The organism is Snodgrassella sp. B3088 (genome assembly GCF_026535815.1).
Taxonomy (GTDB): domain Bacteria; phylum Pseudomonadota; class Gammaproteobacteria; order Burkholderiales; family Neisseriaceae; genus Snodgrassella; species Snodgrassella alvi_E.
The window spans coordinates 53251-68011 of the sequence record NZ_JAFNPG010000009.1 but is presented as its reverse complement, the minus strand read 5'-3'; the positions used below and the strand labels follow the sequence as shown (position 1 = coordinate 68011).

Sequence of the window (14761 nt, the reverse complement as noted above, 5' to 3'; positions counted from 1 at the left end):
TATCGGGCAAGTTTGTGTCCTTGCTGGCTGCATACACTGTAATAATTTGCCAAATACTCTTGCGTGGTGCTGTATTTCACAGTTTAATGTCGGTTTAGAGGTGGCTGTGCTGGTGCACGTCATATAGATACTTGCTTCCCTCATTACTGTGGGCATACAAATTGGAAATCGTGTATGAAAAAATCACTGGTATTGTCAGCCATCGTCAGTGTGCTGATTGCTGCCTGCTCGGATGCCGGTACAGCAAACAAAAATGCGGCCTCCACTAACGGAGTCATGAATCCAACAGATCAGCTCAATATCTACAACTGGTCGGATTACGTAGACCCTGATACCGTAAAAACTTTTGAAAAAGAAAATAAAATCAAAGTTCGTTACGACTATTATGACAGTAACGAAACACTAGAAGCTAAAATCCTGATTGGCCGTTCCGGCTATGATTTGGTAGTGCCGTCTATAGCCAATGTCGGCCGCGAAATCAAGGCGGGCGCCTATCAGCCGGTTAACAAAAGCCAGCTATCTTACTACAATAATATCGACCCTAATCTGTTAAAAATGATGGATAAGGTCGATCCAGGTAATAAATACGCAGTACCCTATTTCTGGGGTATGAATACCATTGGCATCAATAAGGTTTTGGTTGATAAAGCACTGGACGGCAAGCTGCCAGATAATCTGTGGGACTTGGTATTCAATCCTGCCTATACGCATAAACTCAAAAGCTGTGGTATTTCGCTGTTTGACAGCCCTACCGAGCTGTATCCTCTGGCTTTGCATTATCTGGGTAAAGACCCGAACAGTAGTGCTCCGGAGGATATCCGTGCAGCAACCAATTTGATTAAATCTGTGCGTAATGACATCAAGCGCTTTAGTTCTTCAGGCTATATAGATGATATGGCGCGCGGCGATCTGTGTGTAGCCACAGGCTATGGCGGCGACCTGAATATAGCCAAAAAACGAGCTGAGGATGCCAAAAGCGGTGTTCATTTAGAGGTACTGGCACCGAAAGAGGGGGTGGGTATTTGGATTGATTCATTTATGATTCCCAAAGATGCTCAGAATGTTGCCAATGCGCTTAAATACATCAATTACACTCTTGATCCTAAAGTGGCTGCCAAAAATGGTAATTATGTAACGTTTGCTCCGGCCAGCAAACCGGCACGGGCTCTGATGAATAGCGAAATCAGTAGTGATCCAAGTATATTCCCCACACAGGCAGTGCTGGATAAAAGTTTTGTGGTATCACCCAAATCTCAGGATGCAGTGCGTCTGGCTGTGCGCCTGTTTCAGCAGGTAAAAGCAGGTCAATAGCGGTTGATTGCTGAAATACAAATGCTCAATCCTTTCAGGGCCTGCATCGTATTTAGTAGTCTAAAAAAACGAACCGTTTCGGTTCGTTTTTTTATGTTATTACTTTTATACAGTCTCAATTAATAACAGTTAATCAATACATCCTGTCTGTTCATTTTTACAATGAATATCTGCATTGCATGCTTGCTTGTTGGCACAAAATCAGCATATATAGCTGTCAGAACAGGTGTAAACCCTTATAATTAGTGGCTGAGCTTAAAGCAGATAGGTTTCAGCAGAGATTCTGGCAGTTGCCTGCAGATGGCTTTCAGGTGTCTCCAGCCTTTTATTTCAATAATTGAAACAGGCTACCAGCAATTTCTATGGGCTTAAAGTAGCCCAGTTGTAGCAAGACAAAGATTTTTAACTGGGATAGGTATGAGAATTTTAATTTGTAATGATGATGGATATTTATCCGCAGGATTAGCTCTACTAGCGAAAGTGGCGGCAGAATTTGCCGAAGTCAGAGTCGTGGCACCGGAAAGCGACCAAAGTGGTGTAAGTAACTCATTTACCCTCAATCGTCCTCTGTCGATAAAAAAAGCTGCTAATGGCTTTTTTTATGTCAACGGCACGCCAACTGACTGTATTCACGTTGCGCTGCATACCATGTCCGATTTCAAACCAGATTTAGTGCTTTCTGGCATCAATCATGGTGCCAATATGGGCGATGATGTCTTGTATTCCGGTACCGTAGCTGCTGCTACCGAAGCATTTTTGATGGGTATACCGGCACTGGCCTTTTCGATTAATGACCGCAGTGGCCGCTACTGGGAGACTGCTGAAAAAGCGGTAGCTACTGTTTTAACCAAAATATGCGCACATCAGCCAGCCCAACCGTTGTTATGGAATATCAATATTCCGGCTGTTACTCCAGAGAGTGTTCAGGGCTATCGTGTGGCCAGACTCGGTCGCCGGCATCACGAACAATGTATTGTGCCTTTAGATAGTCCACGCGGCGAAACCATGTATTGGATTGGTGGTGTAGGACCTGCCGATACCAGCTGGCAGGATACGGATTTCAGCGACAATGAAGCCGGTTTCGTGACTATTACACCGCTTACCCTTGACTTAACTGATTATCAGCAAATGGGTGCAGTCAGCACTTTTTTGCAAGATGTACAGTGGTGACAGAAGTGGGACAGGGCGTGAGCTGGACAGGCTATGAATTCCGGCGGGCACGGATGGTAGAAAGACTGCGCCAAATGGGGATTACCCGCACGGAAGTGTTATCCGCTATGTCTGCTGTGCCGCGTCACGTTTTTGTTGAAGAAGCGCTGCGTTCGCATGCGTATGATGATATGTCGCTGCCGTTAGGGTTGGGACAGACCATTTCCCAGCCGTATACCGTGGCAGTGATGACGCAGTTGTTGTTTGCCAGACGCGCTATCAACCCGAGTCTGCGTATTCTTGAAATCGGGACTGGCTGCGGATATCAGACGGCTATTCTACAAGCACTGGGTTTACGCGAAATTTATTCTATTGAGCGGCTGCGTCCGCTACATGAGCGCGCCAAACAAAACCTGCGTGCAGTTCGTTTACTTGCCCATGCACGGCTGGTATGTGGAGATGGCTATCTGGGCTTGCCTCAGGAAGCACCTTTCGATTGCATTATTCTCACCGCTGCACCGAAAGAAGTCCCTTTGCCGCTGTTGCAGCAACTTTCTATTGGCGGGCGCATGGTGTTGCCACTGGATGAGGGCGGTGTGCAGTTTTTGTGGGTAATTGATAAAACAGCCGAAGGCTATCAGGAAACCTGTGTCCAACAGACTTTATTTGTGCCATTGGTGAATGATAAATAAATCTATCCTTGGAAAAATTAAGCTTGAAGTTAACAACTCTTCCGTGAGCCAAAGGCTGCTTACTGATATCAAGATTACATTTTTCGCAGATAGCAAAATACCATCTTTGTAAATTAACAGAAAATCAGCAAAACTACTGCCATCAAGATTAAGATCTGCGGTGATATCTCAATTTGGTGTTCAGCTACTTGGCAAATAATGTCCTCATGTCCATAGGCATAGCAGCCAAAAATAATCATATTTCTTATGCAGGCTGTATTGTCTAACTACGATGAAATGGCCGCAAATATTTGTAGTATCAACTGCGCCATCGGCAAACAAAGTGTCGAAATAATCTTTCTTCCTTCATAGCTGATAGGCAGCTTAGGCCTAAAACATTTGTAATAATAGCCTTTGCTAACTTTAACGCACTGATATTTCTGGTCATATATTCATTACTGGTTAGATTACAATGCTGACGCAAACATTCACACTGTTGCTGCGCTCATCTTTCAGATACTACAAATAAATGGACGGTACAACAGCCTGACCGCAGCAAAAACAATAGCACTACAATAGACTTTTTATATTTCCCAAACAACTTTAATTATTACCCTATTAATAAAATCCTGTAAAAACACAATTACTGGAAAAGCGATATGAACAAAATTTGCTCTGAAAATTGGTTTGTCAGTTAGGGCAGAGTTTGTATCATCTTTACCAGTGCCGGTGGGAGAAGTAAGATAATCAAAGCAGATGAATTATCCGCTATAAGCAATTTAATGAATCTGGAATCAACCGATTCAATAAGATAGGGATAGATAAAGATGAAAGTTGCCGTTTTTGTGGAACCCGGTAAAGTAGCCATACGAGAAATGGACAAACCAGTTATACAGCAGCCCACTGATGCCATTATTCGTATTGTTCGTGCCTGTGTTTGTGGTTCAGACTTATGGTGGTTTCGCGGTATCAGCCAGCGCGAGTCTGGTAGCACAGTGGGTCACGAAGCCATTGGTGTGGTGGATGAGGTTGGCGATGCCGTAACTTATATTCGAAAAGGTGATTTTGTTATCGTCCCTTTCACCCATGGCTGCGGCCATTGCGCTGCATGTGAGGCTGGTTTTGATGGTAACTGCCTGAACAAACAAGATGGTGGCAATGGCGGCTATCAAGGTGAATATCTGCGTTTCAGTAATGCTGACTGGGCTCTGGTAAAAATTCCTGGTCAGCCACAGGATTATTCAGACGCAGTGCTCAATTCGTTGCTAACACTGGCTGATGTGATGGCTACCGGCTATCATGCGGCTTCCAGTGCTGAAGTTAAAGCAGGGGATACTGTGGTGGTGATGGGAGATGGTGCCGTCGGCTTGTGTGGTGTAATAGCAGCCAAACTACGTGGAGCAAAACGCATTATTGCCATGAGTCGCCATCCGGACAGGGCATTGCTGGCACAGGAATTTGGTGCCACAGATATTGTGCCCGAACGCGGCGAAGCAGCTGTTGCAAAAGTTTTGTCCATGACGGCTGGAGCAGGCGCGGATGCGGTGCTGGAATGTGTAGGCAGTGAAGAATCTTTACAAACTGCTATCGCGGTTGCGCGGCCGGGAGCTATTGTAGGTTGTGTTGGCGTGCCGCATCAAAACGAAATCAAAACAGGTGATATTTTCTGGCGCAATATAGGGCTGCGTGGCGGTATCGCCAGCGTAACCACTTACGATAAGAATTTGTTGCTTCAAGCAGTGTTGGATGAAAAAATTCAGCCGGGAAAAGTATTTACCCAGCGTTTTGCTTTAAATGATATTCAGGCTGCATATGAAGCCATGGATCAGCGTAAGGCGATTAAGTCTTTGTTAGTTATTGATAATTAATTGATGATAAAAAATTCCCTGCCGGTAATTAACTATCTGGCAGGGAATATATTTTTTCAATAATGTTTTACATTGCTATGCTTTAAAATTAAAAGATACCTTTCATGCCTTCAGGGGTATAACGTTCGCCCTGAATGTTGATAGTATTTTTTAAATCATTTAAAGTCTGAACATCAGCTGCGTCCAGCTTTAACAGACTTGCCTGATTGTTTTCGTGCAGATATTTAGGGTTTTTGGTACCTGGAATTGGTACGATATGTTCCCATTGTGCCAGCAACCAGGCCAGTGCAATTTGTCCCATAGTGCAGTTGTATTTAACTGTCATTGGTTCGAGTGCCTGTAGAAGCCGTTTATTATGTTCCAGATTCTCATCCTGAAAGCGTGGGTTAGTGCGGCGGAAATCATTTTCAGACAATTCGTCTTTGTTTTGAATTTTACCAGTCAGGAAACCACGACCCAGTGGAGAGTAAGGCACCAAACCAATATTTGATTTTTTCAAAACTGGAAGGATGTCATCTTCAATTTCGCGTGTCCACAAAGAATATTCGGTTTGTACTACATCCACCGGATAAACAGCGCAGGCGCGCTGTAATACAGGCACAGATACTTCGCATAAACCAACATTGGCAATTTTGCCTTCTTTTACCAGATCAGCCAAAGTTTGCATGGTTTCTTCTATTACCGCATCTGGGTCAATACGGTGGATATAATAGAGGTCAATCTGCTCAATACCTAGTCGTGTCAAAGATTCATCACAGCATTTTCTGATATAGTCTGGATGGTTATTAATATTGCGGTTATATCCGGAAGTACTGTTTCTGTCTATACCGCACTTAGACGCGATTGTCAGCCCAGCGCGGGTTGAAGCCGGCAGGGTTTTTAATACTGAACCAATCAGCTTTTCATTAGCTCCGCGCCCATACATATCGGCTGTGTCAATTAGCGTAACGCCGCTGTCGATTACCTCATGCAACATTGAGCTTGCTTTAGCTGTATCAATGTCGCCATAGAATTCACTCAGCCCCATGGCACCATAGCCAATAGCTGAAACGGTTAAATGCTGGCCAAGTTTTCTTTGTGGTAGAGATTGAGTCATTATTGATTTTCCTATCAGTGAAATAATGCCAGAACTGTGTCTTTCAGGAATTTATCTTTTCGGCGCAGCTCTGAACAATGCTTAATTGCTGATACTGATAGTAATTAATCAAATCTGTTTAGAGAAATACAAAATTATTGATACAAAAAACATATCAATATGGTTGTAAATTTTTACTTATCACAAACATTAGCTTATGCTGATTCTTTAGGTAAATCTTGTTGTGTAAAGTATTCCGTGATGGCCAGAATAGTAGGATTATCCATAGCTGAAGTATGCCACAGAAGATGCATATCCATCGAAAGCATTTGTTCATATTTCGCAGTAAGTTTTTTATATACCACGCCTGCTACTTGAGCCTGTGCCATTGAATCAGGTAGTAGCAACATGGCTCTGCCCATAGCTATTTCCATAAGCATAGTCAAAAAATTTGGTAACTTTTCTTTTAGCAACAGTGGCTTGCTAAGTTGACTATTTACCTTTTGTAACTTATCGTACAAATTAGGATGCTGATAACGCTTACACCAATACAGCGGCAAATCCTGCACCATATTTAAATCAATTTCTTGCTCTACACTGGCAGGATGCTGCTCGGGCAAAGCCAAAACCAGTTTTTCCCGATGAACTAATAAACTTTTGGCTTGAAGGCTGGTGTTTTTATATTCAGAAATAATCACCATATCTATATTGCTTTTATTAAATTCAGCCATAAGTTCTTTGCAAGTATAATCTTGCTGTAACAAGTCGATATGTTGATTAAAGCGGCGGATAAATTCACTGAACAGTGGAATAAAATTAAAACCAAGAATCTTGGTAATACCCATTGTTACCTTACCAGCAGGCAAATTATGCACATAATTGACTGCCTGTGATAAACCTTCCAGCCAGCTTTTCGCTTTTTCCCTGAATTCTCTGCCTTGTTCGGTCAGCAACACATAACGGGTATTGCGCACCAGCAAAGTAGTTTGCAGTTTTTGTTCCAATTCCTTGATTTGCATAGATAGCGGCGGCTGACTAATGCCTAGGCGGCTGGCAGCTTTCCGGAAATTACCTTCTTCACACACTGCCAGAAAGTATTGCAGCTGCTTTATAGTTGGCAGATGCCGGCTGTAAAGAACTGAATTGTCTGGATGTAATTGTTCCTGAGGCGGTGGTGAATAAAGCATATTTTCCCCTGTTTAAAGTAATGAAAAAACAGCAATAGAGATAGTATAAATCAATTTAATTTCAAAAAAATATATGTATTCTGGTTGCGAAATGTTAATTTATTTATTTATTTTCATAATTTTGCCGGTATTTGCAATCTGTTGAAAAAAAATTCATTATGAGCAACTGATGATGCAGTATCTAAAAAAATGAAGCCAGTTACAAAGATCCAGACAGTGAAATTTTTACACTGAAGAATGGGTGTAATCAAACAGGTATAAGAGAAGTGGATACTGGTTTAATCTAATGGTCTATACCAACAGTACAGATGAATATCAAGAACAGGGTGTGAGTAAGTTTAGCTGAATTGGTAGGTTTGCAATGCCAATTCAGCTCGTGAACTTCTTTATTAGATTAAGTTTAATTGGCTAAAGATATATCCCGCCGTCTAAATATCATAACTGCTATAAGAAATAAGATGCAGGTATAGACAATATTGGCCGTAAAGGTAATATATAAATCTTTATCTACAGATTGAAAGTATGTGTTTTTGACTAATTCAATCAAATAATTATTTGCGTTTAGAGGGGATAATTTATAGATTAAACTATCTGGGGATAAATCAAAATAGCGTAAATTTATAATTTTCCACAGAATATCTGCAAAGAAATAATACATAAAACAGAAGGCGGTTATAAAGGCGGTACTGCTGGTGAAGGTTGAAAGTAGTAGTGCTAGAGAGGAGTAAAATATCGTTACGACTAATGAGAGTGCAATAAATAACACGATCGTTTTCAATATTGCATTGAATTCGGGCAGATGAGCTGTGGCCAATAGCTGTAATAATAAAACACCGATTGCACTTAATATCGGTAATACCGGCATAAGCAGAATAATGGAGCCTATTTTTGCTAGTAGTATTTTATATCGTTGGTAAGGGCGGGTAAGAATAAATTTGATTGTACCACGGGATATTTCTGTGCTCAGTGTATTAGATGCCATTAATATGGCAATATAATTTGAATAATAATAGCATATTGTCATCCCCCAAATAAATATCTTTTCTGATTTTTCAGGTGTAATAGCTGTATCTGATTTGCTGATGGCTAGATATATTCCGCCATAATAAAAGATATATACAAACAATAATATTAATGGCATAACAATTGTGTAGGTGGATTTACTAAGGTATTTACGCCATTCATTTAAAATTAACTTCATTATTTAATTCCTTTTTGATACTTTTGATTATCGTTATGAATGATGCTGAGGAATGATTCTTCCAGTGAGCTTTGGGTTAGTTTTATGCTCAGCAGGGGTATATTGTGTTCAATTAGTAGTTTGGCTATTTGTGCTCTTGGGTCTTCTTCAAATTGGTTAATCATGATTTCGAGACTGTTAAGCTGATTGTTTACCTGATAACCATGTTGCTGAAGTATTTCTTCAGCCTGTAATATGTTTCCTCCGACTTCTAGATGAATGATATTATTGGATTTCCCTAGAAAATCATGTATGGAGCCTGCATATATTTGTTTTCCTCGATTGATAATGAAAATATCGTTAACAATTTCCTGTAATTCGGAGAGGAGATGGCTGGAAATAATAATGCTGTTGCCGTCGCAGACAAAGTCTTTCATTAGGCTACGAAAATCTTTTATTCCCTCTGGATCAAGCCCATTCATGGGTTCGTCCAGAATAAGAACTTTAGGCTGATGAATGGTGGCATTGGCAACACCTAATCTTTGCCGCATGCCTAGGGAGAAGCCTTTTACTTTTTTCTTTTCTGCGCCTTTAAGTCCAGTATGAGCCAATGTTTGCATGATCTCTTCATTGGTGATGGCCCGGCGGCTCATATTGGCAAAAATTTGCAGATTTCTGAAACCAGACATGTAATTATAGAATTCCGGGTTTTCGATTATTGTGCCTAAATTGAATGCCGCTTTTTCAAAATCTTTCTGGATATCATAACCACAGATTTTGATTTCTCCGCTATTGGGAAACATTAGGCCGGTAAGCATTTTCAGCATGGTGGTTTTACCAGCGCCATTTGGGCCTATAAATCCCATGATGCGTCCGGGGGCAATTTTAAAGCTGATGTTTTCCAGAATATGCCGGCCTGAAATTTTTTTGGAAACTTGGTTTACTTCTATCAGATAATCAGTATTGCTCACGATAAGCCTTTCTTATTGTTTGTTTTGTTGTGAATCGATTTGATGCAAGAGTTTCAAGTTTTGCATATTTGTCTCCGATGAAAAGATATATGAATAATGATTTAAAAATATTTTTGAATAATAATGTATTATACAAAAATTAACAATTATATCTAATAAATATGCAGGGTAACTTTTATGTTTGTGCGCATTAGTTGATATGTATGAGTTTTTAGATTTTTGTGGTTTTTTGGGCTAGGATATTTAACAGATAACTTGTGAAATTGATTTAATCTACAGCTAAAAGGGTTTGATTTTTTTATTACGGATTAGACCTTGATAAGTAACCAAGTGTTTTATTCAGATTGATGATTTTACACTGAGGTATTGCGGCCACATTTTTTTAGAAATGAAAGTATGGCTACTAATATGTCATTATTTTTTATTAGTTCGTTTTAATCTTTTTTAAATCAATTGATTGGTTAAATTGGTATAAAAGTTGTTTTTAGATTTTTTTGAATATTTTTATATTAATAAATACATTGGTATATATTTTCTTGATTTTATACCCAGTATTTTAGGTACCTCTTTAAATTTTTGATATCGTTTATTTTTCAATAATGATTTAAAAACATTTTTATTAGGGCAACAAAGTTTATTTAAGGCTTATTAAAAGATTAGCAATTTTGTCTTTGTTGGTTCTAAAGTTCTTGGTTTATTAGGATTCTGAAAAATTTGGATTATATTGTTTTTTTACTAATTAGTATGAATACTGGAATGTAGCCCCAATTTGTGTTGAAGCTTGGCAAGCAGGATAGTGCTTGAGTGCTGGCTTGTTTGGATGATGCTGAAGTAGAAATTTTTAGCTCTAGAGAAGAATGCAAGTTGATCGCTACTGGGAATATATTTGTTGAATTCTTAACAAGATTGGCTAGTGTGAAAATTCTTGGGTAAGGCTGATAATAAAAAAGCACAGCATAAGCTGTGCTTTTTTATATTATNTGGCGCGGCGGACGGGGCTCGAACCCGCGACCCCCGGCGTGACAGGCCGGTACTCTAACCAACTGAGCTACCACCGCGCAAGTTTTACGCTATTGCATAAAACAAAAAACTGGTGGGTGATGACGGAGTCGAACCGCCGACATTCTGCTTGTAAGGCAGACGCTCTACCAACTGAGCTAATCACCCGTACTTGGGAAAGACGCTATTAAACCAGATATGCTGTCGGCTGGCAAGTGTTGGATGTGAAAAAATTAGCTTGTACCTTGTAATGACCAGTTTTCAAAGAGTATTACTTTGTCTCTAGGACCAAGTACGACAAGTGTATCTTCGGCCTTAAACTGAAAATCAGGACTGAATGTGCGTAGCTGATGTGCATTGCGGCGTACAGAAAGTAGTTTGATTTTTAGTTTCTCAAGTGGAAGTTCGTTGATGCTTTTGCCGACGAGAAAAGCATCAGGTGGTAGGGTGAAGGCTTGACGATAGTAATGTATGTTTTCTTCGGACAGTTCATCATCGCTGCCAGCAAACAGGCCTTCGAGCGCTTGATAGCGGTTTTGGCGGATGCGCTGCATGATTTGATACACTTCATCAAATGGTTTGCCGGAACTGAGCAATGCTTGGCTGGCCAATGTCAGGCTTGATTCTTTTTCGTCGGAGACGATGTCGTCTGCACCCATGTTGGTAAACACTGGAATGTTGTCGTCGTTGGTTACGCGCACGATTACAGGCATGGTGGGTGCAATAAGCATGATGTTGTTGAGGATGTGTTTGGCCTCGGTCATGTTGTTGATGGTAATGAGTACGGTATTGGCTCGTTTCAAGCCTGCTGCCTGCAAAACTTCCTGTCGTTTGGCATCACCAAAGGTGACTGGCTCACCGGCCGCTTTGGCTGTGGCAACGCGCTCGGCATCCAAATCAATGGCGTAGTAGGGTGTGTTTTCTTGTTGCAATATGCGGGCGATGCTCTGGCCGCAACGTCCAAAGCCGATGATAAGGATGTGGTCGGACTTGCTCATGGTTTCAACGAGTATGGTTTGCAAGTCTGCAGCCTGTTCGTCCCAGCTGCGTTTTACCAATAATCCTGAGAGTTTATCTGCACTTTTCATGATAAAGGGCGCCAGTATCATGGAGAGTAGGATGGCGGCGATGGCAGTTTGTTGCAAATTGAGTGAGATAAGTCCAAGCGCACCGCTGATGGCAAGCATAACAAAACCAAATTCGCCTCCTTGTGCCAGATACAAGGCTGTTTTTGTGCTGTCGCTGCTGTTTTCTTTCATGTAGCGGCCAATGCCGTAGAGAACCCCTGCTTTAAGGACAATGAGAAGAGCACATAGAACCAGTATCATGAGCCAGCTGGATTGTAATACTTGTATGTTTAGCTTCATGCCAATGGTGATAAAGAAAAAACCGAGGAGAATGTCGCGGAAGGGGCGAATGTCGTCTTCTACTTGATAACGGTATTCGGTTTCGGATATCAGCATGCCTGCAACGAATGCACCAAGTGCCAGTGACAGGCCGGCCAATTGGGTGAGATAGGCCACGCCAAGGGTCACCAGCAATACGTTTATCATGAAAAGTTCACTGGACTTGGTACGTGCAATTAAGCGAAACCATACGGGCATGATTCTGCTACCGACTATCAGCAACAAACCAAGTGCCAGTGCCATAGTTAGAAGTGCTTTGCCCATTTGCAGTATTAGGCCGTCACTACTGTGTGCTAGTGCTGGAAACAGAATCATTAAGGGTACGACGGCTATGTCCTGCATCAGCAGTACGCCCATAATCATGTGGCCGTAATGTTGGCTGAGTTCGTTTTTTTCAACCATAATGCGGCTGACGATGGCGGTAGACGACATTGTCATGGCAGCAGCAAGGGTAAAAGCCCATGTAAGTTGAATCCCCATCAGCCCAAAAATGATAAACAGGGCTAGGAGCGTAAGGATAACTTGTAGTCCTCCTAGTCCAAGTACCAGCCGGCGCATGGCTTTGAGTTTGCCAATGGAAAATTCAAGTCCGATGCTGAACATGAGGAAGGTGATGCCGATTTCACCGATGAATTCAGTGGCATGGCTTTGGTTAATTAAATGCAGCCAGCCCGGACCGGCCATAAAACCGACGACGAGATAGCCAAGCATGGCGGGAATGTGCAGACGTCGGCAGATGATGGCGGCCAAAACGGCTACCAAAAGAATCATCACGACAGGGCCAAGAGAAATATGCATAATTCTTTGATTTTATTTAATTAAAATTTTATTATCATATTTTAACATAGATGTTTTGGCTTGTGCGGATAATCCTGAGTATTGCTGATTTTTTCAGGTGAGTTTATGTAAATATTTGCGCAATTGTTTTAATGCGGTCCATGCTGTGGCTTTTAAATGGCTTTGGCGCAATAATCTTGCCGGATGAGGAGAGATGACATAGGGAATGTTGTGCAGATTCTGAGCCAGCACTGATTGATCAAGGCGGCTGAATGTTTGTCCTAAAAGTAATATTGCCTGAGGCTGAATGTGTTTGATTTGTGCACTCAGATAAGGCAGACATGCTTGTAGCTGTTCGCTGGTTACTTTAAGACTAACATTGGGCGCACATTTTACTTGACTGGTATAGAAAACTTCCTCGGAGCTAATGTTGATGGCGGCGAGCATATTGCTAAGCAGTTGGCCGACTTCGCCGCTGAATAGTTGCTGGTTGCTGTCGTCAGGTGGTGCCGGATTGGTGCTGATAACCAGTAGACGAGCATTTGCCGAACCATAGCCAGATAGAGGCGTGCAGCGCTCCTGATGCAGATTGCAGCGGGTGCAGGCAGCTAATGCTGCAGGTATGGCTTCGTAGCTGAGTTTTAAATTGTCTGTTGTGCTCTGGCTGCAGAAGTTTTGCCGTTCTTCAGTTTGAGTGGTGGTCGTGGTTTTACTAGCTGCTTGAGGTGGCTGCCTGATGATGTGTTGAAGGACTGCGCGGTGTGATTGATGGATAGTTTCTTTTGTTGTTGGATTCTGTATGGTACTGGTACTGGAATGTACGGATTCGCCAGGCGGTGCAGGTTGCTTAGCTGTGACGGTTTGTGCCGGAGCTGGCTGTACGGGGAGCAGGCAGGCAGTCTGTGCCAACCACATCGGTCCCAGCCCGAGTGCTTCGTGTAAATACAGATAACGGCTGTCTAACATCGTTTTTCCATGATTATGGCATCTTCACCATTTTGGTAATAGCTTTTGCGCAAGCCACAGTTTTCAAAACCATTGCGCTTGTACAGCTTGATGGCGCCCATGTTGCTGGAGCGTACTTCGAGCAATATACGGTCGATAGTCTCTGCTTGTACAATTTGAAAGAGATGATTTAGTAATTGCTGGGCATAGCCTTGGCGTCTGTGTGCCGGATGGGTGTCAAGCAGATGAATTTCTGCTTCATTCGGTATTTTTTGCCATACTAGCATGGCTACGATGCCATGTTCGGGTAGGTCGACAACCCAGATGGGCTGAGCTGCAGAGACGCTGTTGGTTAGCTGGGCTGTAGACCATGGTGATGGATTGCAAAGCTGTTCTAGCGTTTCCAAAACTGGAATGTCGGTTAGTTGAGCAGGACGTATGGTCATGCTGGCTGTCCTGTTGAGCGTCTGGCCGCTTGTTCGGTGGCGGTTAAGGCAATTTTGTTACGCACATAATGTAGGCTTGCTTCTGCAGCGGTGGTTACGGGATAGTGCCCGGTTAAAGCCAGTTGTGCATATACGTCTGCTTGCGGCATTTGGTTTTGCCCTGTGACGGGTAACTCAATATCCAATGCATAAGCGTTGCCGACACCGGTGCCATGGAGATGGCCGTCTGGCAGGTGGATGTTGCTGGCACTGTCTACGCGATATTCAGTGAGGCGGTTCAGATTACGGGTGTCATACCAGGCATAAAAAAGTTCGTTCATGCGGGCATCGGTAGCCGCCAGTACGCATGGTTGATCTGGTATCTGTGCAGCCACAGCGTCCAGACAAGGTATACCAATCAGAGGTAGGTTGTTCGGCAAAGCTAAACCGGTTGCTACCCCCAGTCCGATGCGAAGACCGGTAAAAGCCCCCGGCCCTTGTGCATAGACTATGCCATTCAGGTCGGCTAGGGTTAGGTTTGCTGTTTCCAGCAGTTGCCGGATACGCGGTAATATCAGTTCAGACTGTTTTGCGCCCACTGCTTCGTAAATGCTGTGGGTATGTCCGTTGTGATGAAGGCCTAATGATAGGTAGCCGGTGCTGGTATCGATCACCAGCAGACGTGAATTGGTACTGATCATGGTGTGTCAGAATGTTTAGATGGGTGGATTATACCTTTTTATAGCTTTTTAAATGACCCTGATGTCTGAGTTTGCTGTATCCATTATGACCGGGGC

At 42.5% G+C, this 14761-nt stretch carries 12 protein-coding genes and 2 tRNA genes; 4 read left to right on the top strand and 10 right to left on the bottom strand.

The annotated features are described in order from the left end of the window. The first annotated feature begins 174 nt into the window (after positions 1-174). The 4 genes from J3U75_RS07090 (at position 175) to J3U75_RS07075 (ending at position 4999) form a co-directional block, all read left to right on the top strand. Complete coding sequence (locus tag J3U75_RS07090; protein ID WP_100139811.1) at positions 175-1311, top strand: polyamine ABC transporter substrate-binding protein; 1137 nt, start codon at positions 175-177, stop codon at positions 1309-1311. 417 nt (positions 1312-1728) lie between these two features. After that, on the top strand, positions 1729-2481 hold the full coding sequence (gene surE / locus J3U75_RS07085; RefSeq protein WP_267391240.1) for a 5'/3'-nucleotidase SurE: 753 nt from the start codon (positions 1729-1731) through the stop codon (positions 2479-2481). Further along, positions 2475-3152: a protein-L-isoaspartate(D-aspartate) O-methyltransferase gene (locus J3U75_RS07080; RefSeq protein WP_323811358.1), complete on the top strand. Its 678-nt coding sequence runs from the start codon at positions 2475-2477 to the stop codon at positions 3150-3152. The genes surE and J3U75_RS07080 overlap by 7 nt, the downstream gene beginning before the upstream one ends. Before the next feature lie 806 nt (positions 3153-3958). Then, entirely contained in the window at positions 3959-4999 is a 1041-nt protein-coding gene (locus J3U75_RS07075; RefSeq protein WP_267391239.1) for a zinc-dependent alcohol dehydrogenase family protein, read from the top strand. An 88-nt stretch (positions 5000-5087) separates the two neighbouring features. Here the strand turns inward: J3U75_RS07075 and J3U75_RS07070 are convergent, their stop codons facing one another. The 10 genes from J3U75_RS07070 to tsaB form a co-directional block, all read right to left on the bottom strand. Further along, on the bottom strand, positions 5088-6095 hold the full coding sequence (locus J3U75_RS07070) for an aldo/keto reductase (RefSeq protein ID WP_267391237.1): 1008 nt from the start codon (positions 6093-6095) through the stop codon (positions 5088-5090). A gap of 194 nt (positions 6096-6289) precedes the next feature. After that, the gene (locus J3U75_RS07065) at positions 6290-7261 is read right to left on the bottom strand and encodes a LysR family transcriptional regulator (RefSeq protein ID WP_267391236.1); all 972 of its coding nucleotides are present in this window, start codon (positions 7259-7261) and stop codon (positions 6290-6292) included. 400 nt (positions 7262-7661) lie between these two features. Continuing rightward, on the bottom strand, positions 7662-8462 hold the full coding sequence (locus tag J3U75_RS07060; RefSeq protein ID WP_267391235.1) for an ABC transporter permease: 801 nt from the start codon (positions 8460-8462) through the stop codon (positions 7662-7664). Next, positions 8462-9412, bottom strand: coding sequence for an ABC transporter ATP-binding protein (locus J3U75_RS07055; RefSeq protein ID WP_267391234.1), 951 nt, complete (start codon positions 9410-9412; stop codon positions 8462-8464). Before J3U75_RS07055 ends, J3U75_RS07060 begins: the two co-directional genes overlap by 1 nt. A gap of 981 nt (positions 9413-10393) precedes the next feature. Next, positions 10394-10470 (bottom strand) — tRNA-Asp (locus J3U75_RS07050). Between the two features lie 33 nt (positions 10471-10503). After that, a tRNA-Val gene (locus J3U75_RS07045) sits at positions 10504-10579 on the bottom strand. A 65-nt stretch (positions 10580-10644) separates the two neighbouring features. Then, positions 10645-12618 (bottom strand): cation:proton antiporter, encoded by a 1974-nt coding sequence (locus tag J3U75_RS07040; RefSeq protein ID WP_267391500.1) that lies wholly within the window; start codon positions 12616-12618, stop codon positions 10645-10647. A gap of 90 nt (positions 12619-12708) precedes the next feature. Further along, entirely contained in the window at positions 12709-13560 is an 852-nt protein-coding gene (locus J3U75_RS07035; protein ID WP_267391233.1) for a uracil-DNA glycosylase, read from the bottom strand. Next, positions 13554-13985 carry a ribosomal protein S18-alanine N-acetyltransferase gene (gene rimI, locus J3U75_RS07030; protein ID WP_267391231.1) on the bottom strand — a complete coding sequence of 144 codons (432 nt, stop codon included), beginning with the start codon at positions 13983-13985 and terminating at the stop codon, positions 13554-13556. The genes J3U75_RS07035 and rimI overlap by 7 nt, the downstream gene beginning before the upstream one ends. Continuing rightward, on the bottom strand, positions 13982-14665 hold the full coding sequence (tsaB, locus tag J3U75_RS07025) for a tRNA (adenosine(37)-N6)-threonylcarbamoyltransferase complex dimerization subunit type 1 TsaB (RefSeq protein WP_267391230.1): 684 nt from the start codon (positions 14663-14665) through the stop codon (positions 13982-13984). The genes rimI and tsaB overlap by 4 nt, the downstream gene beginning before the upstream one ends. Positions 14666-14761: the final 96 nt, after the last annotated feature.

What these genes read in the sequence shown, in the direction of transcription:
- J3U75_RS07090 (WP_100139811.1), top strand. Translation starts at nt 175, where the DNA reads ATGAAAAAATCACTGGTATTGTCAGCCATCGTCAGTGTGCTGATTGCT.
- surE (WP_267391240.1), top strand. Translation starts at nt 1,729, where the DNA reads ATGAGAATTTTAATTTGTAATGATGATGGATATTTATCCGCAGGATTA.
- J3U75_RS07075 (WP_267391239.1), top strand. Translation starts at nt 3,959, where the DNA reads ATGAAAGTTGCCGTTTTTGTGGAACCCGGTAAAGTAGCCATACGAGAA.
- J3U75_RS07070 (WP_267391237.1), bottom strand. Translation starts at nt 6,095, where the DNA reads ATGACTCAATCTCTACCACAAAGAAAACTTGGCCAGCATTTAACCGTT.
- J3U75_RS07065 (WP_267391236.1), bottom strand. Translation starts at nt 7,261, where the DNA reads ATGCTTTATTCACCACCGCCTCAGGAACAATTACATCCAGACAATTCA.
- J3U75_RS07060 (WP_267391235.1), bottom strand. Translation starts at nt 8,462, where the DNA reads ATGAAGTTAATTTTAAATGAATGGCGTAAATACCTTAGTAAATCCACC.
- J3U75_RS07035 (WP_267391233.1), bottom strand. Translation starts at nt 13,560, where the DNA reads ATGTTAGACAGCCGTTATCTGTATTTACACGAAGCACTCGGGCTGGGA.
- rimI (WP_267391231.1), bottom strand. Translation starts at nt 13,985, where the DNA reads ATGACCATACGTCCTGCTCAACTAACCGACATTCCAGTTTTGGAAACG.
- tsaB (WP_267391230.1), bottom strand. Translation starts at nt 14,665, where the DNA reads ATGATCAGTACCAATTCACGTCTGCTGGTGATCGATACCAGCACCGGC.